The following is a 20,791-nucleotide window of genomic DNA, read 5'->3' as shown; positions in this document are numbered from 1 at the left end:
ACGCGCAAGTGCGCTTGCTATAAGCGTAGAGCAAAGGTCGGGCCACCGCCGTGCGGGTCATGTAAATCAAGGCGTTGCGTGGTTTCTGTCGGACGGGCGGATCGCAGCTGTGACGGTTTCGGTACAGGCTGAGTGACAGTTTGTACCGCTTTTGGCACAGCCAGTGACCGGGCAGTCTTGCCAGCATTGCAAACGCTGGTTGGCTGGAGGATGCTGGGCGTCACCTCAGCATTGGGCCGTCGAGCTTCGGGGAGAACAATAAGAAATGCACAACAATCATTTGAGTCGCCATGCCCAACAGGTGCTCACCGTTACCCAGGGCAAACCGCATCTGCACGGGCCGGGAGCCGATCCGTCGATAGCCCGCTCGTGGCTGCGCTGTGTTGAGGACTATCACCTCGACCCAGCGCTGAGCATGGCGCCTACCGTGCTCGAACATGGCCGCGTTCTTGAAAGCCGCGAGCGCCTGCAACAGGTGTTGCAGATTGCCGGCAATGAAATGAGCAGCCTGCATCAGCAACTCTCCGGTGCCGGACACGCGGTGCTGCTGACCGATGCCCGTGGGGTGATCCTCAACTGCGTTACCGCGCCGGCCGAACGCAAGATTTTCGAGCGTGCCGGCCTCTGGCTCGGCGCCGACTGGAGCGAAGCCTGTGAAGGTACCAATGGCATCGGCACTTGCCTGGTTGAACGCCAGGCGCTGACCATTCATCAGGATGAACATTTCCGCGGGCGCCACACCGGCCTGACCTGCTCGGCGAGCCCGGTGTTCGATCCGCACGGCGAATTGCTGGCGGTGCTTGATGTGTCCTCGGCACGTCACGACGTCTCGCGGCAGAGCCAGTTCCACACCATGGCGCTGGTCAATCTGTCGGCGAAGATGATCGAGAGCTGCTACTTCCTGCGCTGTTTCGATAATCAATGGTTGCTGCGCTTTCATTTACAGGCCGAGTCCGTCGGGCTGTTCAGCGAAGGGCTGCTGGCATTTGATGGAGAAGGGCGGATCAGTGCAGTCAACCAGAGTGCGCTGAACCTGCTTGGGCACATCCGCGGTGGATTGCTCGGTAAACCCGTCGAGGCGTTTTTCGATTGTTCGCTGGATGAATTGCTCGGTCGTGCTAGTGCCAATGCCAGCGCGAGTTGGCCATTACGCACCCGTGACGGGCGAAATCTGTTTGCGGTGTTGCGCGGCGAGTCGCGCAAAACGACGCCGATCATGCCCGCGCCGGTCGTGGCGCAGGCTGCGCGCCTGTCGGGGATTTGTCTCGGTGACGCGGCGTTGCAGGCGGACTTTCGCAAAGCCCTGCGGGTTTTCGAGCGTGATGTGCCGCTGTTGATCAATGGTGAAACGGGCTCCGGCAAAGAGGCTTTCGCCAAAGCTGTGCATCAGGCCAGTCAACGCGCGAGCAAAGCCTTCGTTGCCCTCAATTGCGCGGCGATTCCTGAAAGCCTGATCGAAAGTGAGCTGTTCGGCTATCGCGGAGGCAGTTTTACCGGCGCGCGCAAGGACGGCATGCGCGGCAAACTTCAGCAGGCCGATGGCGGCACATTGTTCCTTGATGAAATCGGCGACATGCCGTTGGCCTTGCAGACCCGTCTCTTGCGCGTGCTTGAGGACCGGCAAGTGGTGCCGATCGGCGGCGAGCCGGAAGCTGTCAACGTGCGGATCATCAGTGCGACTCACCGCAATCTTCTGGAGCGAGTCGAGAACGGCAGTTTTCGCGAGGATCTGTATTACCGGCTCAACGGCCTGGAAGTGGCGTTGCCGGCGTTGCGTGAGCGCAGTGATAAATCGCAACTGTTGGACTTCCTGCTGGCCGAGGAGGCGAGCGGGGAAACGATCCTGATTGAAGAGCTGGCGCGGCAGGCCTTGTTGGCGTTCAACTGGCCGGGGAATGTGCGGCAGTTGCGTAATGTCCTGCGCACGCTGGCGGCGTTGTGTGATGAGGGGCGGATCGGTCTGGAGGATTTGCCGGCGATGATTCGGCAGGTGCGGCCACAGGTGTTGGAGGTTTGCTCATCCGAACATCCGCTGGAGGATGCCGAGCGGTTGGCGTTGCTGAATGCCCTGGAACAGCAACGCTGGCATATGACGCAGACGGCGCAGCAGCTTGGGGTCAGTCGCAATACCCTCTATAGAAAGCTGCGTAAACACGGGATTGCCCGCTAAACCGCGCCGCACCGTTCGCGAGCAGGCTCGCTCCCACAGGGTTAGCGCCAACCTTGTGGGAGCGAGCCTGCTCGCGAAGGCGTCGGCAAAGGCGAAACACAAGGTGCGATTTCCCCCTCCCTACGCTAACCTGCGGCCATGTTTTACGAGGTCGACTATGCACATTCATATTCTGGGTATCTGCGGGACTTTCATGGGCTCGATGGCGGTTCTGGCCAAAGAGCTGGGCCATCACGTGACCGGCTCCGACGCCAACGTCTATCCGCCGATGAGCACGCAGCTCGAGGCCCAAGGCATTCAGCTGACGCAGGGCTACGATCCGGCTCAGCTCGATCCGGCGCCGGATCTGGTGGTGATCGGTAATGCCATGTCGCGCGGTAATCCGGCGGTGGAATATGTGCTGAACAAAGGCCTGCCGTACGTCTCTGGCCCGCAGTGGCTGGCTGATCACGTGCTGCAAGGTCGCTGGGTGCTGGCCGTTGCCGGCACCCATGGCAAAACCACCACCAGCAGCATGCTCGCCTGGGTGCTGGAGCACGCCGGCATGAGCCCGGGTTTCCTGATCGGGGGCGTGCCGCAGAACTTCTCGGTGTCCGCACGTTTGGGCGGTACGCCGTTTTTCGTGATCGAGGCCGACGAGTACGACAGCGCTTTCTTCGACAAGCGTTCGAAGTTCGTGCACTACCGCCCGCGCACCGCGATCCTCAACAATCTTGAGTTCGATCACGCAGACATCTTCCCCGATTTGCCGGCCATCGAACGGCAATTCCACCATTTGGTGCGCACCATCCCGAGCGAAGGCCTGGTGATCCATCCGACCACCGAGCCTGCCTTGCAGCGGGTAATCGAGATGGGCTGCTGGACCCCGGTGCAAACCACCGGTGCTGGCGGTCAGTGGCAGGTCAAATTGCTCAGCGAAGACGGCTCGGCCTTTGAAGTGATGTTCGAAGGTGTGTCCCAAGGCACGGTCGAGTGGGAATTGACTGGCCAGCACAACGTCGCCAACGCCCTTGCTGCGCTGGCGGCTGCGCGTCATGTGGGGGTGGTGCCGTCGATGGGCATCGCCGGGTTGAGCGCGTTCAAGAACGTCAAGCGTCGGATGGAAAAAGTCGCGGAAGTGCGCGGCATCACCATCTACGACGATTTCGCCCATCACCCGACGGCGATCGCCACCACGCTTGATGGCCTGCGCAAGCGCATCGGTGATGCACCGTTGATCGCGATCATCGAGCCACGCTCCAACTCGATGAAACTCGGCGCGCACCGTGACGGTTTGCCGGACAGCGTGAACGATGCCGATCAGGTGATCTGGTACGCCCCGGCCAACCTTGGCTGGGATCTGGCCGCCACCGCTGCGCTGTGCAAGGTGCCGTCGATTGTCAGCGATACGCTGGAAGGCATCATCGAACGCGTGAAAAGCCAGGCTCAGCCCGGCACTCACGTGGTGATCATGAGCAACGGCGGCTTCGGCGGCCTGCACGGCAAACTCGCCGAGGCGCTGCAATGAACACTTTTGCGCAGAACGGCGGCCCGGAGCGCATCACGCTGGCGATGACAGGTGCATCGGGCGCGCAGTACGGTTTGCGCCTGCTCGATTGTCTGGTGCGGGAAGATCGCGAGGTGCACTTCCTGATCTCCAAAGCCGCGCAACTGGTGATGGCCACCGAAACCGACGTCTCGCTGCCGCCCAAACCGCAGATGATGCAGGCGTTCCTGACCGAATACACCGGGGCCGCCGCCGGGCAGATCCGCGTGTACGGCAAGGAAGACTGGATGTCGCCGGTGGCCTCGGGCTCTGGCGCGCCAGCGGCGATGGTGGTTGTGCCGTGCTCGACCGGGACGCTGTCGGCCATCGCGACGGGTGCCTGCAACAACCTGATCGAACGCGCAGCCGACGTCACCTTGAAGGAGCGTCGCCAGTTGATTCTGGTGCCGCGCGAGGCGCCGTATTCAAGCATTCATCTGGAGCACATGCTCAAACTGTCGAACATGGGCGTGACGATTCTGCCGGCCTCACCCGGTTTCTATCATCAGCCGCAGACTATCGATGACCTGATCGATTTCGTCGTCGCGCGGATTCTCAATCTGCTGGGCATCCCGCAGGACATGCTGCCGCGTTGGGGTGAGCATCATTTGAGCAGCGATGAATAAGCTGCTGGTGATTGTGCTGGCGCTGCAACTGGCCGGGTGCGCCACTGTGCGCACGCTGGACGCGGCCAAACCGGGGGCGCCGGTGGTGTATTCCGGTACGCGGCTGGATTTGTATGCGTTGAATGGCGGGTGTTGTGCGATGGATCGATTCGGTGCCGAGGCGCCGAGTTATCCGGGTGTGGACCTGCCGGCGAGTGCTTTGCTGGATACGCTGCTGTTGCCGTTGTCGCTACTGACCGTGATCGGCGTGGGGTTTCAGGCGACTGGCGGGATGTAAAGATCAAAAGATCGCAGCCTTCGGCAGCTCCTACAGGGTGAAATTAAGATCCATGCAGGAGCTGCCGAAGGCTGCGATCTTTTGATCCCGGGAGTGCTGCGCACTCCATCGCCAGCCTGCTGGCGATTGCGATTTCAGATTATTTGCCCAGTTTCCTCAGTTCATCCGATTCGATCACCCGAACCCCATCCTGCTCCTCCAGCGCCAGCCGCCACATTGCCCGGGCCAGTTGGCACGCTTCGATTCCCCGGTATTTACCCGGAATCAACTTCGAAAACGGCGCAGCAAGCTGCTCGCCCAAGCGTGGTTCGGAACGTTCGCCGAGCAACAGCGACGGCCGGCAAATGGTCAGTTGCGGCCAGTCTTGCGCACGCAATGCCTGCTCCATTTCACCTTTGACCCGGTTGTAGAAAACCGACGATTTCGGATCGGCGCCGATGGCGCTGATCACGATCAGATGCCGCGCACCCATCTCCCGCGCGCGCTTGGCAAACGCCACCACCATGTCCAGATCGACTGCGCGAAACGCCGCTTCGGAGCCGGCCTGTTTGATGGTGGTGCCGAGGCAGCAATAGGCGATGTCGACGCGACCGCTGAGCTGCGGCAGAAAGGCCTGTGGGTCGCCGACCGGGTTTTCCAGGTGCGGATGCTCGGCCAGTGGCCGACGGGAGGGGGCGAGGACGCGAGAAATCGTTGGCTCGTTGAGCAAACGGTCGAGTAGATGTTCACCGGTCAAACCGGTGGCACCGGCAAGCAATACGTGCTGAGGCGTCAAGTACATAGTGTCTCTCCCTTGATACTGTTCAGCTTAGTTGCTCTTTATCGCTCCGTCGTTCAACGCAGCACTTTGCAAAGCTTTTCGCGCTTGCTGTTTACGCAGTTGCTGCCAGTGCGACAGCACGGTTTTCGGTGCCCAGATCTGCGGCTCCGAGGCTTCGAAATTGTCCGCCAGTTCACGCTCGGCGACGGTGGCCCTGGCCAGTTTGAAGGCTTGCTCCAGATCGTCGGTCTGGTTCAATGCCTGGGCGAACAGCGCATCGCCGAAGTAGGTGAAGTTGGCTTCTTCGGAGCAGCCGAAGGACACGCGATCAGCGCGCGAGGCGGTCATGATCAGCGTGCGTTCGTCTTTTAGCGCCGGGATGAAACCGCCGGAGTAACACGCGGAAATCACGATGATCTTGTCGCGGTTTTTCAGCGGCGCGAGCACGGCGGCGAGTTCGTCGGCGGGCAGGTCGGCCAGTTCCATGCGCGGCTGGTCGAGCACCAGCTCATGTTCGGCGGTGCCGTGGCTGGTCAGGTAGATGAACAGCAAATCTTCCGGACCACTGCGTTCGGCCAGGGTCAGTGCAGCGCGGCGCAGGTTCTCTCGAGTGGCCATCGGTCGGTCGCCGAGGTGGTCGCGGTGGTTGACCAGACGAATCTGGCCGTGCGCGCTGAAACGCGTATTGAGCATGTTGGCGACGTAGTCGGATTCGCGCAGGAACACGCTCTGCTTGCCGTCGCCGCCGAGGGTCAGGGTGTACAACTCGACCGCAGGCGTCGAGGGCGGAATCGCCGCCAATGCCTCATCAAGCAAACGGCCCTGAGCGAGCAGGCCGAGTTCGAGGGTGTCGGGCAGCAATTTGCCATCGGCATCACGCACACGCTGGCCGTTGATCCAGGTGCCGCTCATGACACTGCCGTCGGTGAGCACCAGCGTGCCGCGCCCCGAATAACTGTCGTTGTCGAATCCGCCGATATAAAAGCTGCCATCGGACAGGTTCAAGCGACCCTGACCGCTGAAGCGCCAGTCGCTGAACGAACCGATGTAATGGCTACCGTCGGCGCCTATCAATTCGCCCTTGCCGGTCAGCGCGCCTTCCTTGAACTGGCCCAGCCAGACATCGCCGTCGGCGTTTTCGTAGCGGCCCTTGCCGTGCAGTTGGTTGTTCTTGAAGCCACCGACATAGATGTCGCCGTCAGCGCTGTTGAACGTACCGTTGCCTTCAAGCTGACCGTTGACGAAATGGCCGGTGAACGAGTTGCCGCTGGAATCACCGCGCTGGCCTTCGCCATTGGGTTTGCCGTGGGCGAACTGGCCTTGATAAGAGCTGCCGTCATCCATTTCGAGACGGCCGAGCCCGGAATATTGATCAGCCTTGAATTCGCCACGGTAGGTCATGGCGTTTTCTTTCAACGTGCCTTCGCCGTCACGCCGGCCCTGTTTGAAGCCGCCGGTGTAACTGCTGGCATTGGTGGTCAGGCTGCCCTGACCGTCGAACAATCCCTGCTGGAACTGGCCGCGATAGATCTCGCCATTACTGCCATGCCATTCGCCCTGCCCATGCCACTGCCCCTTGTCGAACTGCCCGGCGTACCAGCTGCCGTTGGGGTAGTCGACACGTCCCTGACCTTGCAGCAAGCCATCGACCAACTCGCCGCGATAGCGTCCGCCGTCCGGCAGGCGCGCATCCGGGGGCAACAGCGATTCGCCGTCGCCGCAAGCGGCAAGCAACAGGGTCAAGGCAAGGGGTGCAAGACAAGCGAGTGAGCGCATAGCGGGATCCGGGCAATTAGGCGACCGAGTATGCCGCAGCTATGTGACCTTATACAGCCGCTCAGGGGAAGCAGATGCGAAACAGCGTGCGCCGCTTCGCATCCCGGCGCTTAAACGAAGCAGAGCGACAGCGGTTCAGCGATGTAGGCCGGTTTGTCCGAGCCTTCTATCTCAAGTGTCGCGGTGGCTTTGAGCAGCCACTGGCCAGGTTTTTTCTCGGTCACTTCAACCATGTCGACCTTGAGTCGGACTTTCGAATTGACCTTCACGGGCTGGATGAAACGCACACTGTCCAGACCGTAGTTGACGACCATCTTCACGCCTTCGGGCAGGATCAGGATGTCTTCCATCAGTTTGGGCATTAGTGACAACGACAGGAAACCGTGGGCAATGGTGCTGCCAAAAGGCGTTTGCGCGGCTTTGACCGGGTCGACGTGAATGAACTGAAAATCACCGGTGGCTTCGGCGAACAGGTTGATGCGTTCCTGATCGATGGTGAGCCATTCGGAACGTCCGAGTTCCTTGCCGACATAATCTTTGAGCTCTGCAACTGGAACATAGGGCATTGAGACTCTCCTTGGGTTCATCTGTTTTATAGTTTTTCAGGTGGGGGATTTGACCGCCCTGCGAACCACTGTAGATCATCATGGCAATTTGCTCAGGTCAACCGACCATGCTTTTGGCGAATGCCGATCCATAGCGCGGGCATGCTTATAATGCCGGGCGCTTTTTGTCGGAGATGTCAGATGTTGTTACGAGGCCTGACCCTGCTGGTGCTGTTCCAATTGCTCGGCACGGCACTCAATCATTTGCTCTTGCCGGTGCTGCCGGGGCCGATCATCGGTCTGCTGCTGTTGCTGGTATTCCTGATTATTCGCGGTGAAGTCGGCGAGCCGTTGAATCTGGCGGCCGGCAGCCTGTTGCGTTATCTGCCGTTACTGCTGGTGCCGCCCGCGGTGGGCGTGATGGTTTACGCCACGGCGATTGCCGCCGATTTCTGGGCGATTGTCGGTGCGCTGGTGGTGTCGCTGATTCTCTCGATGGCCTTCGCCGGTGTGTTGATGCAACGCCTGGCCAAGCGTCACGCACAGCCGTCGGAGGAGTCCTGATGCTCTTTGATTGGCACGGCGCCTGGGCGTCGGTGATTCACCATCCGCTGTTCGGCATCGGCATCACCCTTGGTGCCTATCAACTGGTGCTGGCGGCGTTCGAGAAAACGCGCTGGATCTTTTTGCAGCCGGTGCTGGTCTCCATGCTGTTGGTGATCGGTGTACTGGTCGGCTGCGGCCTGACGTACGCCGAGTACCGCAAGAGCACCGAGATCCTCAGCATTCTGCTCGGCCCGGCGACGGTAGCGCTGGCAGTGCCGCTGTATCTCAATCTGCGGCGCATTCGCCAATTGTTCTGGCCGATTTTTACTACGCTAGTGATAGGTGGAGTGGTCGCCACGGGCATGGGCGTCTTGCTGGGGGGGTGGTTCGGTGCTGATCACATGATCCTGATGACCATGGCGCCGAAGTCAGTGACCTCGCCGATTGCGATGCTGGTGGCCGAGCAGATCGGTGGCGTGGCGGCGCTGGCGGCGGTGTTCGTGCTGATCACCGGGGTCATCGGTGCGATCTTCGGCCCGGCGCTGTTGACCCGCCTCGGCGTGCACAGCCCCGAAGCACGCGGCATGGCGCTGGGCATGACCGCGCATGCCGTCGGCACGGCGGTGGCGATGCAGGAGAGTGATGAGACCGGCGCCTTCGCGGCGTTGGCAATGAGTCTGATGGGCGTGGCCACGGCGGTGTTCCTGCCGTTGGCGGTGTCGATGGTGGTGTAAGGAAATGTCTATGAGTCTGGCGCTTTTTCCGTTGAACACAGTGCTGTTTCCCGGCTGCAACCTCGACCTGCAGATCTTCGAGGCGCGCTACCTGGACATGATTGGCCGCTGCATGAAACAGGGTGGCGGCTTTGGCGTGGTGTGCATTCTCGATGGCCTTGAAGTCGGTATCGCTCCCGCGGGTTACGCGCTGGTGGGGTGTGAAGCGCGGATCACCGATTTCCAGCAGCAGGAAAACGGCTTGCTGGGCATTCGCGTACAAGGCGGGCGGCGTTTCCATGTGTTGCGCACCGAAGTGCAGCGCGACCAGTTGATCCTCGCCGACGTCGAGTGGCTGGACGATGAACCCGAGCAACCCTTGCAGGACGAAGACGCCGATCTGGTGGCACTGCTCAAGGCGCTGGCCGAGCACCCGATGGTCGAGGCGTTGAACATGGGCACCGAGGCGCACGGCCAGCAGTCATTGGCCAATCAGCTGGCCTACCTGCTGCCATTCGCCGAAGAAGACAAGATTGATCTGCTGCAACTCGACGATCCGCAGCAGCGACTGGATGCTATCCAGGCGCTGCTCGATGAACTGCAAGGTGAGTTGTTCGCGTGATGGTCGTTTTTATTTGTCGGTGACGCGCGGCAAGCTGATCGATTCAAGATCGATGCTGAGGTCTTCGGCGGCGATGCGGTAACCCGGCGGGTTGTCGACACTCCAGTAATCGTGCGTGGCGTTGTACAACACGTTCGCGCCGACAGCCTTGTCGGTGAAGATATTGCGAACCCTGACCACCCCCGCCAGTTGCTGGCGTTTGCGGTGTGCCCCGAGGTCTTCACTTAACGCTTTGACGCTGCTGTAAGCCTGCGCATTGACTTCGTGCAGTTGCAGCATTTCGAACACAAGGTTGATTTCATAGACATTGCCGCTGGAGGTGACTACATGAACCGACTCGACCGGAACATCAGCGGCTTCGATGTTGGGTAGCGTGATGATGACGGTTCCCACATGTAGAGTCGTGCCCTCCAGGCGTATCTCGTTGCCCGTGATCGTTTCCTTCATGTTTGCGGTGTGAATCGTCCAGCTCGAGGCATTCGCGGTTTTCGCCTCGGCACCTGGTGTTGCCAGGCTGATCATCGCGTTGCTGGCAGGGAAGACCTCGTACTCGGCACTCTGACCTTGCAGTGCGTAAATGCCTTGAGGTGTGTCTGCCTTGATCTCGATCCTGGCGTTATGCGCCGGGAGCAAGCTCTGCTCGGTGATCCTCGGCGCGTGGAAGAAATAGTGCCCATGGCGCAGTTTCAGGCAGTCGCGAGCATTTTTTCCCTGCAAGCCTGCGCGTTTTACGTCCTGCGCATACTCCAGCCTTGGCGCAACCAACCGGCAGGATTTGCCATCACGGAAGACCAGCACGACCTCATTGGCCATGTGCAAGCCATTGGTGAGAATGCCACTACCGCTATTGAATGTGGCGGCGTGTCGCTCGCTGATGACACCGACGAAGTTGATCACCCGGTTGGGAATGAACAGGCTCAGGTTGATGTTGCTGTAAATGAGTGACGAATAGCCCGACACCCCATGGCGGACATCAATGTTGTAGTTGATGTACGTGTCGCCCACGTCTGCATGGTTACAGTCGAGATAAACGATGGTAGCCGTCTTCCGGGTGGCAGTTGCGTCGAAGACGATCTTGCCATCGCCCTGGGGGACGAAATATTGCCTGGGGCTGGTGTTGGCGATCTGCACTTTTCCGCCATTGAGGATGCCCAGGGCGGATGGTTGCCGGCCCGCTACAGTCAGCGCCACCTGCACGTCATGGTCGTCGGCGTCATTGAGCGAGGCGGGCAGGACCGGGAGCAGTTCATAACCGTCGCGGGTCTTGAACAGCAGTTGCTGATGGTTGATCAAGCGCTGGCTGGCCAGTTCCCGGTAAACGTTTTCGACGGTCAGGACGTGCTCGGGCAGCTCGCCATCTTCGCCGCGCAAGGAACGCACCTCCAGTGACGTGCCGATGATCTGCCAGCGCTGAATGGTCGCCAGCGGCCAGTCTAGTTCGATCAGGCTCGACTGCCCGGCATCCTCGATAATGGTTACCTCCGCGCTGCTGGCGGTGATGAAGTAACGATCCCTGCCGGCGCCGCCGTTCACGCGGCAGTGCGTACCACGGATGAGGATGGTGTCGTCGCCTGCGGCGGCGTCCACTGTATCCATGCCGTTGGCACTAATCCGATTGGCAACGTCACTGCCGGTAACCCGACTCGCGCCTGCGGTCAATGTCGAGACGTTCTCGAGGCCAGTAGTCTGGGCAACCTTGATCAAGGTGTCCGTCGCCCCGGCGCCGCGCAAGCTGACTTCGCCGCTGTGCAGATTGACGTCGTAACCTTGCTGGCGAGTATCCGTGGCAGGACGCCTGGAAGTGAAGGAGAGCAGGTCGGAGCCTTCGCCCCCGTCAAGATTGCTGATGGCTGCCGGTGGCAATTCCCGCTCCAGTTCGGCGTGGGTCACCTCGTAGTGGAATTCGTCGGCCTTGTCGCCGCCAACGAGGTTTTTTGCGTCTGCGCGATATATGAAGAAATTCGATTTGGCCTTCACGCCGGTGATCGTGTCCTCGCCATCCCCCAGGCGCCACAGGATGCCCTTGTCGTCTCCCAGGGTGCCCGTCACCACGCCGCCAAGATTCTGCGGCAGGCCATCGCGGGCATCGATGACATCGGCGGTTTCCTGCACCACCGGTTCATGGCTGATCTTGAACGGTTGTTCGCCCGCGCCCGCATTCCATTGGTGCTTCCAGAGTTTCACCGGTTGCAGGCTGACGCTGTAACTGCCGTTGATCACCTGCTCGACGTAGTCGCGGTAGGCGCCGTCGAGCAACTCTCTGGCGGAGCGCTCGACCTGCCGACTGTGGTCGCTCTGGGTCTTGGCAACCTTGTAGCGATCCAGCACGTCCTGGTCGAGCTCCTTGCGCACGCTGGCGAACCAGCCGGAGCGCAGCCGTTCGTGCGCGCTCAATTCGATGTAGTCGTCGATATCGTCAACGATCCGCGCAGCGCGGTAGATCTCCGCACCCAGCACCAGCACACCCGCCGCCAGAATGCCCACGGGACCTGCGATGTTGCCGAAGCCGGCCAGCGCCGCGAGGCCGAGGATAATACTGACCCCGGCACTGGCCGCGCTCAGCGCGCCGCCGACGTAGTGATCCTGGGCTTCCTTGCCCTGGGCCGCCGCCGCAGCGTTGAATGATTTCACCGCGCCGATCACATCGAAGGGCAGGGTGATGGCGCTGGCGAACAAGCCGGCACCGCGGCCCAGCACCTTGCCCGCCGACGTCGTGGAGAAACGCTGGAAAACCACTCCGTTGCTCTTGAGCATCGCTTCGCCGGTCTTGCTCAGGCCGCGCTCGATGATCAGTGAGCCAAGCTCCGTGCCAACAGCTCCGGCGTTGAACGCGGCTTCGCCCCAGTCGCCGGTCTTGATCGCGTCCGCGATCCCGGCCATGCCGCTGTAGATTCCGTAAGCCTGCAGGCCGACCCCCGCGCCATTGAAAATGGAGCTTCTGGTTTTGCTGACCCATGTAGGCCAATGGCTAGCGTCGTCGACGCGCTGAATATCGATTTTCTGCGCGGCATTGACGAGTCTGCCGAAGCGCTCCATCGGGCTGCCAGGCGCCAGCGGCTCGGCGGCGCTGAACACTGGCGGCGCACCGATGGAGCGTTTGCACGCTAGTTCGAAGAAGAAGCTGGCAGTGGTGTTGTCCGCCTGCGCGACAGATTTGATCCGGGCCTCGACGGTGTCCGGGTTGAAGCCCAGTGCGTCGAGAAACGCCTGGTCGGGTGTCTTGAGGTCCGTGTTGTCTGCGCTGATCACATGCCCGGCGATTGTGGCGCCCATGGCCTGAAGCTCGACACGGGTGATGGCGAACTCACCGATGCGCAAGGCGCCCAAACGTTTGTCGAGCGATCTGAGTGTGCGCGAAGAGGGTTTTTCGGCGCCATCGGCTGGCGATTCATGAATGCCCGGCGGCGTTGCGCTCAGGCCCGTCGCAGGCTTTTGCAGATCGCTCGGCGCGTGGGTCGGTGTGACGTGAATGACTGGCTCAGGTGTTATCGGCCTGGCGGCGTCTATAGGTGTTGGCACAATTCAATCCTTTGAATGGTTGCTGTGAAGTGGCGGCTAAGTGCCGGCGTGTTGCACTCGGTAAACTCCCTGTTACAGCCAAAACAATTTCTTCGACGCATGCGACCTGGTCGCCCGGTGCGCGGGTTTATGGGCGCATGAAATCCTTGTCGATCATTTAATTGTTTGAAACGCAAAGTCTGGTCGCAGGCACATGAAGTGTTGTCGAGATGTCATTGAACGACACTGATTGTTCATGATGCTTTTGAGCGATAACTCAGGAAGTTCGCGCACCAATCTAATTGAATAGTGAAATTGTGAAAGTGCCGAAGTTGAATTTGCCCCATTGATATGTAACGCGGTTTTTATACGCAAGTTAATGCGCCGCCAAGTGCGTGAATGAATAGTTGCCGACAGGCAGACAACAACGCTCTCCGGGGCTGGCCAGGAGAGCGAAGAATGACGCTGAGACGAAATTATGTCCGATGGCGCCGAAGGGCTCGGCGTCGTCAGTAGGCGTATCGCACCAGGGTATGGGGCAGATGGCGCAAAGCAAAAAAGCTGAACAACGCCACCAGCGCTGGCAGAACCAGCCACCAGACTTTGAATGGCATGGCGTTCAACGGGGTTTTGCGCTGGCTCAACCACAACGCCGCCGCGCACACGCAAGACGCCAGCATGGCGCCGGCCAGTATGTCGGTCGGCCAATGCGCGCCCAGATACACCCGCGACAGGGCAATCGACAGCGCGGGTATGCAAGCGATCAGCAGCCAGGTCAGGCGCAGGCGTGGCGGTTGCCCGCGCCCGGCCAGCACGCCGAGGGTCAGGAACAGCGCGAACGCGCCCGATGAATGGCCGCTGGGCATGCTGAAGCTGGTAATAGGGTCGGTCAGCACTTCCGGGCGTACACGGGCGAAAAACTGTTTGGTCGCGGTGTTCGCCAGTGCGGTGACGAGCAGGGTGCCGCCAGCGAAAATGGCGTGGCGCCACTGTCGGCACAGCAGCAACAGGCCAGTCAGCAGGGCGCTGAACATCAGCATGTTGCGGAACTCACCGATCAAGGTGAAGGTGACCGCGATTTCATCCAGCACCGGTTGGCGATGTTCCTGCACCAGCGTCATCACGCCCTGATCGAGTGCCGTCAGGTACGGAAAGCCGATGAACAGGCCAACCAGAATCAACAGGCTCATGCTGCTGATCCAGACCGTTGCGCGGCGATGGCGGCGCAGGCTGCTGTTGACACTGAGGCCGACCATCGCCGCGATGCTGCCTGCGACGATCCCCGCTTCCAGCCAGAAACCTTCGGGCAATGGCAGACGGAATGCGGCGCCCGTGGCCCAGCCCGGCAGCAGATAGGCCAGTGTCCAGCCGGCCGTGGCCAGCAAACTGACGGCGGCGAAGCGGGGGAAGGGCATGTCGCACATGCCGGCGACCATCGGAAGCATCGGTCGCAGCGGCCCGATGAAGCGCCCGACCAGCAGGCTGGCGATGCCGTAACGTTGGAAATAGCTTTCGGCACCGCTCATCCATTCAGGATGATGGCGCAGCCCCGGCAGTCTGCGGATGTTCTGGTGGAAATGCCGACCGACGAAGTACGAGACCACATCGCCGAGAATCCCGCCAAGAAAACCCAGCAACAGGGTTTCGCTCAACGACAGTGCGCCGCTGCCGGCCAGCACCGCAACGGCAAACAGCAACACCGTGCCGGGCACGATTAAACCGGCAATTGCCAGGCATTCGACAAAGGCCACAATGAACACCGCGACGGCCAGCCACTGTGGGTTGGCCGCCAGCCACCCGGTCACGCTATCGAGCCATGGGCCCATACCAAAAACTCCATTTCATTGATTGCCCCCTGTAGGAGTTGCCGCAGGCTGCGATCCTTTGATCTTCAAAGCGAAAGATCGCAGCCTGCGGCAGCTCCTACAGGGGTTTTTATTTACAGCAGGAAATAGTCCCGACCTTCGACCTGACCCCGGCGCAGCGGGTTCCGCGTACACCATTGCGCGTAGGCGGCGTCGACGAAGCGGTACATCAGGTGTTCGTCACGGCCAGGGGGAATACCCAGGCGCGTAGTCTGAATGATGTGCGCGGGCGCCGGTCCGATATCTTCTACCAGCAACCGCTCATGATCAAAACGCCTGGCGTCCCACATCGGCACCTTCAAACCCAGCGCCTTGCACAATAAGGTCTGCCCGGCGCAGAGCTTCTGCGATGGCCGCGGCCGACCTTGCGCATCAGGATTGTTCAACAGCATCTGCGCCAGACTCGCCGGGCCGCTGATTTCATCGACCCACGGATAAGCCGATTTGATCAGTACGGCATTGCCCGGCCCCTGCGCGCTGAAGTTCAGCGAATCGCCGCCACGTGCGTAATACATATAGATGTGGCCACCATCCAGAAACAAAGCCTTACGCTTTTCTGTATAGCCGAGTGACGCATGGCTGCCTTTTTCCGCGCAGTAATAGGCCTCGGTTTCGATGATTCGCGCACTCAGCCACAGATCACCGACCCGATGGCGGATGACTTTGCCGAGCAGATCCCGCGCCAGTGTCTGAGAGTCACGGTCGAAAAAACTGTCCGCAAGCCCTTGTGGCAGGCGTTCGGCTTGGCTGGCAACGGTCAGGTCGGACATGGCAGGCAACGTTTATCCGGGCTGAAGAGGTCGCGATAATAACAATTTCAGTCTTAATTCCCGCTGAACGTTGGCAATTTGTAGTCCATTTCGACCATCCGCCCGTCACCGCTGTTAGTCCCGGGACGCGACAGCTATAATCTGCCGCTTTCCTCTTTGCCAAGACCCCAGCAGACCATGACTGAGTCCGTTCTTGACTATATGACCCGATTGGGTCGCGCCGCCCGCGAAGCTTCCCGGGTCATCGGCCGTGCCAGCACCGCGCAGAAAAACCGCGCCTTGCAGGCTGCGGCCAATGCACTGGATGCGGCTCGCGCCGAGCTTGCGGCAGCCAATGAACAGGATCTGGCCGCCGGTCGCGCCAGTGGTCTGGAACCGGCATTGCTGGAACGTCTGGAGCTGACCCCGGCGCGCATCGACGGCATGATTGTCGGCCTGCGTCAGGTGGCTGCGCTGCCGGATCCGGTCGGTGCGATCCGTGACATGAGCTTTCGCCCGTCGGGAATTCAGGTCGGCAAGATGCGCGTGCCGCTGGGTGTGATCGGGATCATCTACGAATCCCGGCCCAACGTGACCATCGATGCTGCCAGCCTGTGCCTGAAGTCCGGCAACGCGACTATCCTGCGTGGTGGCTCCGAGGCGATTCATTCCAATCGTGCGATTGCTGCGTGTATCCAGCGCGGTCTGGCCGAAGCCGAACTGCCTGCGGCCGTCGTGCAAGTGGTCGAAACCACTGACCGCGCCGCCGTTGGCGCGATGATCACCATGCCCGAGTACGTCGATGTGATCGTACCGCGCGGTGGTCGTGGCCTGATCGAGCGCATCAGCCGCGATGCCCGCGTGCCGGTGATCAAACATCTGGACGGCATCTGCCACGTTTACGTCAGTGCCCACGCCGATCTGCCCAAAGCCCAGCGCATCGCGTTCAACGCCAAGACTTACCGTTATGGCATCTGCGGGGCGATGGAGACCTTGCTGGTCGATCAATCGGTTGCCAAGGATTTCCTGCCGTCGATGGCAGCGCAGTTCCGCGAAAAAGGCGTCGAGCTGCGTGGCTGCGAGCGCACCCGGGCGATCATCGACGCCGTGGCGGCCAGTGAAGACGACTGGAATACCGAGTATCTGGCGCCGATCCTGTCGATCCGCGTCGTTGATGGGCTGGACCAGGCGATCGAACACATCAACCATTACGGCTCGCACCACACCGACTCGATCGTCAGCGAAAACCTCGCTGACACCCGGCGGTTTGTGGCTGAAGTCGACTCGGCGTCGGTGATGATCAACACCCCGACCTGCTTCGCCGATGGATTTGAATACGGATTGGGTGCCGAGATCGGCATTTCTACTGATAAGCTGCACGCCCGCGGCCCGGTGGGCCTCGAAGGACTGACCTGCGAGAAGTACATCGTGGTCGGTGATGGCCAGTTGCGCGGCCAGGCGACGGTCTGACTTGACCGACCTCGACCTGACAACGCCGCCGCCCGGCAACGAGACCCGCCCTCTGCGCATTGGCGTCCTGGGTGGTACGTTCGATCCGGTGCACATCGGCCATTTGCGCGGTGGGCTGGAAGTCGCCGAAGCGCTGGGGCTGGATGAGTTGCGTTTGATGCCGAGCGCGCGCCCGCCGCATCGCGGCACGCCGCAGGTGTCGGCGCAGGACCGGTTGGCGATGGTCGAGTGCGCGGTGGCCGGAGTGCCGCCGCTGGTGGTGGATGCCTGCGAATTGCAGCGGGACAAACCGTCCTACACCATTGATACCCTGGAGTTGATGCGTGCCGAAATGGCCGCCGAGACCCAGGTTTTTCTGCTTTTGGGCTGGGACGCATTTTGCGGCCTGCCCACTTGGCATCGCTGGGAAGAGTTGCTCCAGCATTGCCACATCCTGGTGCTACAGCGCCCGGACGCCGACAGCGAACCGCCGGATGCCTTGCGCAACCTGCTGGCAGCGCGTTCGGTGAGCGACCCGCTGGCCCTGAAAGGGCCGAGCGGACAGATTGCATTCGTCTGGCAGACACCGCTCGCGGTCTCTGCCACCCAGATCCGTCAACTGCTGGCCAGCGGTAAGTCGGTACGTTTCCTGGTGCCCGACGCGGTCCTGGCCTACATCGATGCGCACGGTCTATACCGTGCGTCGAACTGAACAAGGCGTGCTTAACTGATACGAATCCACGTGTCGCCAAGCCGCCGAATATATGAGCAAAACGAGTTTTATATGACTGACAAAGATCTACCTAAAGTAAAACGTAAAGGCACATTCAAAAGCGCTCCGTTGCCGGAAGTGGCCAACACCAACGAGCCGCTCAAAGGCGACGAACTGGTCAAGCTTGCTGTTGCCGCTCTTGAAGACGTCAAGGCGCAAGACATCCAGATCATTGATGTTCGCGACAAGCAGAGCATCACTGACTACATGATCATCGCCACCGGTACTTCCAATCGCCAGATCAACGCGATGCTGGACAAGGTTCGCGAAGAAGTCAAAAAGCAGGGTGCCAAGCCGCTGGGCGAAGAAGGCAAGGGCGACAGCGACTGGGTGCTGCTCGACCTCGACCTGGTGATCGTGCACATGATGACCGCCTCGGCGCGTCAGTTCTACGACCTGGAGCGCCTGTGGGCCGGTGCCGAGCAAAGCCGTGCGGCAGACGCCAAGCACCACAGCCCGGAAAACACCCACGAGCATTTCACCAAGCTCAACAAAGACCAGCTGTAAGGGATTGCTGTGCGACTGCGACTGATCGCCGTCGGTTCACGCATGCCCAAGTGGGTGGAAGAAGGCTGGCATGAATATGCCAAGCGTCTTCCGTCCGAGCTGGCGCTGGAACTGGTGGAAATACCGCTCAATACCCGTGGCAAGAATGCCGACGTGGCCCGTTTCATCCGCCAGGAAGGCGAAGCCATGCTGGCCAAGGTCGGGCCGAACGAGCGGGTTGTCACGCTGGAAGTCCACGGCAAACCCTGGAGCACCGAGCAGCTTGCGGTCGAACTCGACCGTTGGCGGCTGGATTCGCGCACGGTCAACTTCATGGTTGGCGGCCCCGAGGGGCTGGCGCCGGAAGTCTGCGCCCGCGCTGATCAGCGCTGGTCGTTGTCGCCGCTGACCTTGCCGCATCCGCTGGTGCGGATCCTCATCGGCGAACAGCTGTACCGTGCCTGGACCGTGCTGTCCGGTCACCCTTACCACAAGTAATCCTGCCCTCATGTCTCAGCCGATCCGCATCAAGGACCACGAAAAGGACGCACGCCTGGTGCGTAGCCGCGTCGTGTTCGGGGCCATTGCAGTCGTGCTGTTGATCTGCGTGTTGATTGCGCGGCTGTATTACTTGCAGGTGATCCAGTACGAGTACCACTCGACGCTTTCGGAAAACAACCGAGTTCACGTGCAGCCGATTCCGCCGACCCGTGGGCTGATTTTCGACCGCAACGGCGTGGTGGTGGCGGATAACCGGCCGAGCTTCAGCCTGAGCATGACCCGCGAGCGCTCCGGCGACTGGCAGCAAGTGCTCGACGTGATCGTCGAAGTGCTGGAACTGACGCCAGAAGACCGGGTGATATTTGAGAAGCGTATGCGCCAGGGGCGCCGGCCGTTCGAGCCGGTGCCGATCCTGTTCGAACTCAGCGAAGAACAGATCGCCCGCATCGCGGTGAACCAGTTCCGTCTGCCGGGCGTGGAAGTCGTTGCGCAACTGGTCCGTCACTATCCGCAGGGCGCGCATTTTGCGCACTCGGTGGGTTACATGGGGCGGATCAACGAGAAAGAGCTCAAAAGCCTCGATCCGGTCAACTACAGCGGCACCCACCACATCGGCAAGACGGGCATCGAGCGTTTCTACGAGCCTGAGCTGCACGGGCAGGTGGGTTACGAAGAAGTCGAGACCAACGCTCGCGGCCGCGTTCTGCGCGTGCTCAAGCGTACCGATCCGATTCCTGGCAAGGACATCGTCCTGAGTCTGGACATCAAATTGCAGGAAGCCGCCGAAGCCGCACTGGGTGGTCGTCGTGGTGCGGTGGTTGCACTCGATCCGAAAACCGGCGAAGTGCTGGCGATGGTCAGTCAGCCGAGCTTCGACCCGAATCTGTTCGTCACCGGCATCAGCTTCAAGGCGTACGCCGAGCTGCGCGATTCCATCGACCGGCCACTGTTCAACCGCGTACTGCGCGGTCTGTATCCGCCGGGTTCGACGATCAAGCCAGCCGTGGCGATCGCCGGCCTCGATTCGGGTGTGGTGACCGCGTCGAGCCGGGTGTTCGACCCGGGCTACTACATGCTGCCCAACTACGATCACAAATACCGTAACTGGAACCGCACGGGTGACGGCTTCGTCGACCTCGACATGGCGATCATGCGCTCCAATGACACCTACTTCTATGATCTGGCCCACAAGCTCGGTATTGATCGGTTGTCGGCCTACATGAACAAATTCGGCATTGGTCAGAAGGTTTCGCTGGACATGTTCGAAGAATCACCCGGCCTGATGCCTTCCCGCGAGTGGAAGCGCGCGACCCGCAAACAGGCGTGGTTCCCGGGCGAAACGCTGATTCTGGGGATCGGCCAGGGTTACATGCAATCGACCCCGCTGCAGTTGGCTCAGGCCACGGCTCTGGTGGCGAACAAAGGCGTGTGGAACCGGCCGCACCTGGCCAAATCCCTCGATGGGGTGAAGCCGGTGGACGAAAATCCGATACCGGACATCATCCTGCGCGATCCGTCCGACTGGGCCAAGGTCAACCATGGCATGCAGCAAGTGATGCACGGTGCCCGAGGTACCGCGCGTAAAGCGGCCATTGGCGCGCAATACCGTATCGCCGGCAAGTCGGGTACAGCCCAGGTCGTGGCGATCAAGCAGGGCGAGAAATACGACCGTTCCAAGGTTCAGGAACGCCATCGTGACCACGCCTTGTTCGTCGGTTTCGCTCCGGCCGATGACCCGAAAATTGTTGTTTCGGTGATGGTCGAGAACGGTGAGTCCGGTTCCGGCGTCGCCGCGCCCGTGGTACGTCAGATCATGGACGCCTGGCTTCTGGGTCAGGACGGACGTTTGAAGGCCGAATACGCCAGCCCAATCAGTTCGGAGGCTACGGCCCGTGATGAATAACTTTGATC

The 20,791-nt window shown here is 60.8% G+C and carries 18 protein-coding genes; 12 read left to right on the top strand and 6 right to left on the bottom strand.

Annotation, left to right across the window (positions count from 1 at the left end):
- Positions 1 to 265 precede the first annotated feature (265 nt).
- The 4 genes from AB4P97_RS19990 (at position 266) to AB4P97_RS19975 (ending at position 4,598) form a co-directional block, all read left to right on the top strand.
- Positions 266 to 2,170 (top strand): sigma-54-dependent Fis family transcriptional regulator, encoded by a 1,905-nt coding sequence (locus AB4P97_RS19990; protein WP_395601517.1) that lies wholly within the window; start codon positions 266 to 268, stop codon positions 2,168 to 2,170.
- 157 nt (positions 2,171 to 2,327) lie between these two features.
- On the top strand, positions 2,328 to 3,677 hold the full coding sequence (gene mpl, locus AB4P97_RS19985) for a UDP-N-acetylmuramate:L-alanyl-gamma-D-glutamyl-meso-diaminopimelate ligase (RefSeq protein WP_042561268.1): 1,350 nt from the start codon (positions 2,328 to 2,330) through the stop codon (positions 3,675 to 3,677).
- A complete protein-coding gene (gene ubiX / locus AB4P97_RS19980) occupies positions 3,674 to 4,321 on the top strand; it encodes a flavin prenyltransferase UbiX (protein ID WP_042561267.1) in 648 nt (215 codons plus the stop codon). Before mpl ends, ubiX begins: the two co-directional genes overlap by 4 nt.
- A complete protein-coding gene (locus AB4P97_RS19975) occupies positions 4,314 to 4,598 on the top strand; it encodes a YceK/YidQ family lipoprotein (protein ID WP_042561266.1) in 285 nt (94 codons plus the stop codon). The genes ubiX and AB4P97_RS19975 overlap by 8 nt, the downstream gene beginning before the upstream one ends.
- A gap of 139 nt (positions 4,599 to 4,737) precedes the next feature.
- Here the strand turns inward: AB4P97_RS19975 and AB4P97_RS19970 are convergent, their stop codons facing one another.
- From AB4P97_RS19970 to AB4P97_RS19960, 3 genes are all read right to left on the bottom strand, one after another.
- Positions 4,738 to 5,379: an oxidoreductase gene (locus AB4P97_RS19970; RefSeq protein WP_042561265.1), complete on the bottom strand. Its 642-nt coding sequence runs from the start codon at positions 5,377 to 5,379 to the stop codon at positions 4,738 to 4,740.
- Between the two features lie 27 nt (positions 5,380 to 5,406).
- Positions 5,407 to 7,134 (bottom strand): C13 family peptidase, encoded by a 1,728-nt coding sequence (locus AB4P97_RS19965; RefSeq protein WP_395601516.1) that lies wholly within the window; start codon positions 7,132 to 7,134, stop codon positions 5,407 to 5,409.
- A 110-nt stretch (positions 7,135 to 7,244) separates the two neighbouring features.
- Positions 7,245 to 7,700, bottom strand: a complete 456-nt coding sequence (locus tag AB4P97_RS19960; RefSeq protein ID WP_042561263.1) for a MaoC family dehydratase — start codon at positions 7,698 to 7,700, stop codon at positions 7,245 to 7,247.
- A 180-nt stretch (positions 7,701 to 7,880) separates the two neighbouring features.
- Between AB4P97_RS19960 and AB4P97_RS19955 the strand changes: the two genes are divergently transcribed.
- The 3 genes from AB4P97_RS19955 to AB4P97_RS19945 are packed head-to-tail and all read left to right on the top strand — an operon-like array spanning position 7,881 to position 9,560.
- On the top strand, positions 7,881 to 8,243 hold the full coding sequence (locus tag AB4P97_RS19955; protein WP_042561262.1) for a CidA/LrgA family protein: 363 nt from the start codon (positions 7,881 to 7,883) through the stop codon (positions 8,241 to 8,243).
- Positions 8,243 to 8,959 carry an LrgB family protein gene (locus tag AB4P97_RS19950; RefSeq protein WP_395601515.1) on the top strand — a complete coding sequence of 239 codons (717 nt, stop codon included), beginning with the start codon at positions 8,243 to 8,245 and terminating at the stop codon, positions 8,957 to 8,959. The genes AB4P97_RS19955 and AB4P97_RS19950 overlap by 1 nt, the downstream gene beginning before the upstream one ends.
- A gap of 10 nt (positions 8,960 to 8,969) precedes the next feature.
- The gene (locus tag AB4P97_RS19945) at positions 8,970 to 9,560 is read left to right on the top strand and encodes an LON peptidase substrate-binding domain-containing protein (RefSeq protein ID WP_200613249.1); all 591 of its coding nucleotides are present in this window, start codon (positions 8,970 to 8,972) and stop codon (positions 9,558 to 9,560) included.
- Between the two features lie 9 nt (positions 9,561 to 9,569).
- Here the strand turns inward: AB4P97_RS19945 and AB4P97_RS19940 are convergent, their stop codons facing one another.
- The 3 genes from AB4P97_RS19940 to AB4P97_RS19930 form a co-directional block, all read right to left on the bottom strand.
- Positions 9,570 to 13,079 carry a calcium-binding protein gene (locus AB4P97_RS19940; RefSeq protein ID WP_395601514.1) on the bottom strand — a complete coding sequence of 1,170 codons (3,510 nt, stop codon included), beginning with the start codon at positions 13,077 to 13,079 and terminating at the stop codon, positions 9,570 to 9,572.
- Between the two features lie 488 nt (positions 13,080 to 13,567).
- Positions 13,568 to 14,884 (bottom strand): bifunctional DedA family/phosphatase PAP2 family protein, encoded by a 1,317-nt coding sequence (locus AB4P97_RS19935; protein WP_200613233.1) that lies wholly within the window; start codon positions 14,882 to 14,884, stop codon positions 13,568 to 13,570.
- A gap of 113 nt (positions 14,885 to 14,997) precedes the next feature.
- Positions 14,998 to 15,693 carry a DNA-3-methyladenine glycosylase gene (locus AB4P97_RS19930; protein WP_395601513.1) on the bottom strand — a complete coding sequence of 232 codons (696 nt, stop codon included), beginning with the start codon at positions 15,691 to 15,693 and terminating at the stop codon, positions 14,998 to 15,000.
- Between the two features lie 177 nt (positions 15,694 to 15,870).
- On the opposite strand from AB4P97_RS19930, the gene AB4P97_RS19925 reads away from it, so the two are divergent.
- The 5 genes from AB4P97_RS19925 (at position 15,871) to mrdA (ending at position 20,783) form a co-directional block, all read left to right on the top strand.
- Positions 15,871 to 17,142, top strand: coding sequence for a glutamate-5-semialdehyde dehydrogenase (locus AB4P97_RS19925; RefSeq protein ID WP_042561256.1), 1,272 nt, complete (start codon positions 15,871 to 15,873; stop codon positions 17,140 to 17,142).
- Entirely contained in the window at positions 17,111 to 17,833 is a 723-nt protein-coding gene (gene nadD / locus AB4P97_RS19920) for a nicotinate-nucleotide adenylyltransferase (protein ID WP_273877744.1), read from the top strand. Before AB4P97_RS19925 ends, nadD begins: the two co-directional genes overlap by 32 nt.
- 72 nt (positions 17,834 to 17,905) lie before the next feature.
- Positions 17,906 to 18,400 (top strand): ribosome silencing factor, encoded by a 495-nt coding sequence (rsfS, locus tag AB4P97_RS19915; protein WP_042561254.1) that lies wholly within the window; start codon positions 17,906 to 17,908, stop codon positions 18,398 to 18,400.
- A gap of 9 nt (positions 18,401 to 18,409) precedes the next feature.
- Positions 18,410 to 18,877: a 23S rRNA (pseudouridine(1915)-N(3))-methyltransferase RlmH gene (rlmH, locus tag AB4P97_RS19910; RefSeq protein WP_007937439.1), complete on the top strand. Its 468-nt coding sequence runs from the start codon at positions 18,410 to 18,412 to the stop codon at positions 18,875 to 18,877.
- Positions 18,878 to 18,887: 10 nt separating this feature from the next.
- Complete coding sequence (gene mrdA, locus AB4P97_RS19905) at positions 18,888 to 20,783, top strand: penicillin-binding protein 2 (protein WP_042561253.1); 1,896 nt, start codon at positions 18,888 to 18,890, stop codon at positions 20,781 to 20,783.
- The last annotated feature ends 8 nt before the right edge of the window (positions 20,784 to 20,791 follow it).

The organism is Pseudomonas sp. A1230 (assembly GCF_044218825.1).
Taxonomy (GTDB): domain Bacteria; phylum Pseudomonadota; class Gammaproteobacteria; order Pseudomonadales; family Pseudomonadaceae; genus Aquipseudomonas; species Aquipseudomonas iridis.
Note: the sequence above shows the minus strand (reverse complement) of the source record. Positions and strands in the feature narration are given on the sequence as shown.

What these genes read in the sequence shown, in the direction of transcription:
- AB4P97_RS19990 (WP_395601517.1), top strand. Translation starts at nt 266, where the DNA reads ATGCACAACAATCATTTGAGTCGCCATGCCCAACAGGTGCTCACCGTT.
- mpl (WP_042561268.1), top strand. Translation starts at nt 2,328, where the DNA reads ATGCACATTCATATTCTGGGTATCTGCGGGACTTTCATGGGCTCGATG.
- ubiX (WP_042561267.1), top strand. Translation starts at nt 3,674, where the DNA reads ATGAACACTTTTGCGCAGAACGGCGGCCCGGAGCGCATCACGCTGGCG.
- AB4P97_RS19975 (WP_042561266.1), top strand. Translation starts at nt 4,314, where the DNA reads ATGAATAAGCTGCTGGTGATTGTGCTGGCGCTGCAACTGGCCGGGTGC.
- AB4P97_RS19970 (WP_042561265.1), bottom strand. Translation starts at nt 5,379, where the DNA reads ATGTACTTGACGCCTCAGCACGTATTGCTTGCCGGTGCCACCGGTTTG.
- AB4P97_RS19965 (WP_395601516.1), bottom strand. Translation starts at nt 7,134, where the DNA reads ATGCGCTCACTCGCTTGTCTTGCACCCCTTGCCTTGACCCTGTTGCTT.
- AB4P97_RS19960 (WP_042561263.1), bottom strand. Translation starts at nt 7,700, where the DNA reads ATGCCCTATGTTCCAGTTGCAGAGCTCAAAGATTATGTCGGCAAGGAA.
- AB4P97_RS19955 (WP_042561262.1), top strand. Translation starts at nt 7,881, where the DNA reads ATGTTGTTACGAGGCCTGACCCTGCTGGTGCTGTTCCAATTGCTCGGC.
- AB4P97_RS19950 (WP_395601515.1), top strand. Translation starts at nt 8,243, where the DNA reads ATGCTCTTTGATTGGCACGGCGCCTGGGCGTCGGTGATTCACCATCCG.
- AB4P97_RS19945 (WP_200613249.1), top strand. Translation starts at nt 8,970, where the DNA reads ATGAGTCTGGCGCTTTTTCCGTTGAACACAGTGCTGTTTCCCGGCTGC.
- AB4P97_RS19935 (WP_200613233.1), bottom strand. Translation starts at nt 14,884, where the DNA reads ATGGGCCCATGGCTCGATAGCGTGACCGGGTGGCTGGCGGCCAACCCA.
- AB4P97_RS19930 (WP_395601513.1), bottom strand. Translation starts at nt 15,693, where the DNA reads ATGTCCGACCTGACCGTTGCCAGCCAAGCCGAACGCCTGCCACAAGGG.
- AB4P97_RS19925 (WP_042561256.1), top strand. Translation starts at nt 15,871, where the DNA reads ATGACTGAGTCCGTTCTTGACTATATGACCCGATTGGGTCGCGCCGCC.
- nadD (WP_273877744.1), top strand. Translation starts at nt 17,111, where the DNA reads ATGGCCAGTTGCGCGGCCAGGCGACGGTCTGACTTGACCGACCTCGAC.
- rsfS (WP_042561254.1), top strand. Translation starts at nt 17,906, where the DNA reads ATGACTGACAAAGATCTACCTAAAGTAAAACGTAAAGGCACATTCAAA.
- mrdA (WP_042561253.1), top strand. Translation starts at nt 18,888, where the DNA reads ATGTCTCAGCCGATCCGCATCAAGGACCACGAAAAGGACGCACGCCTG.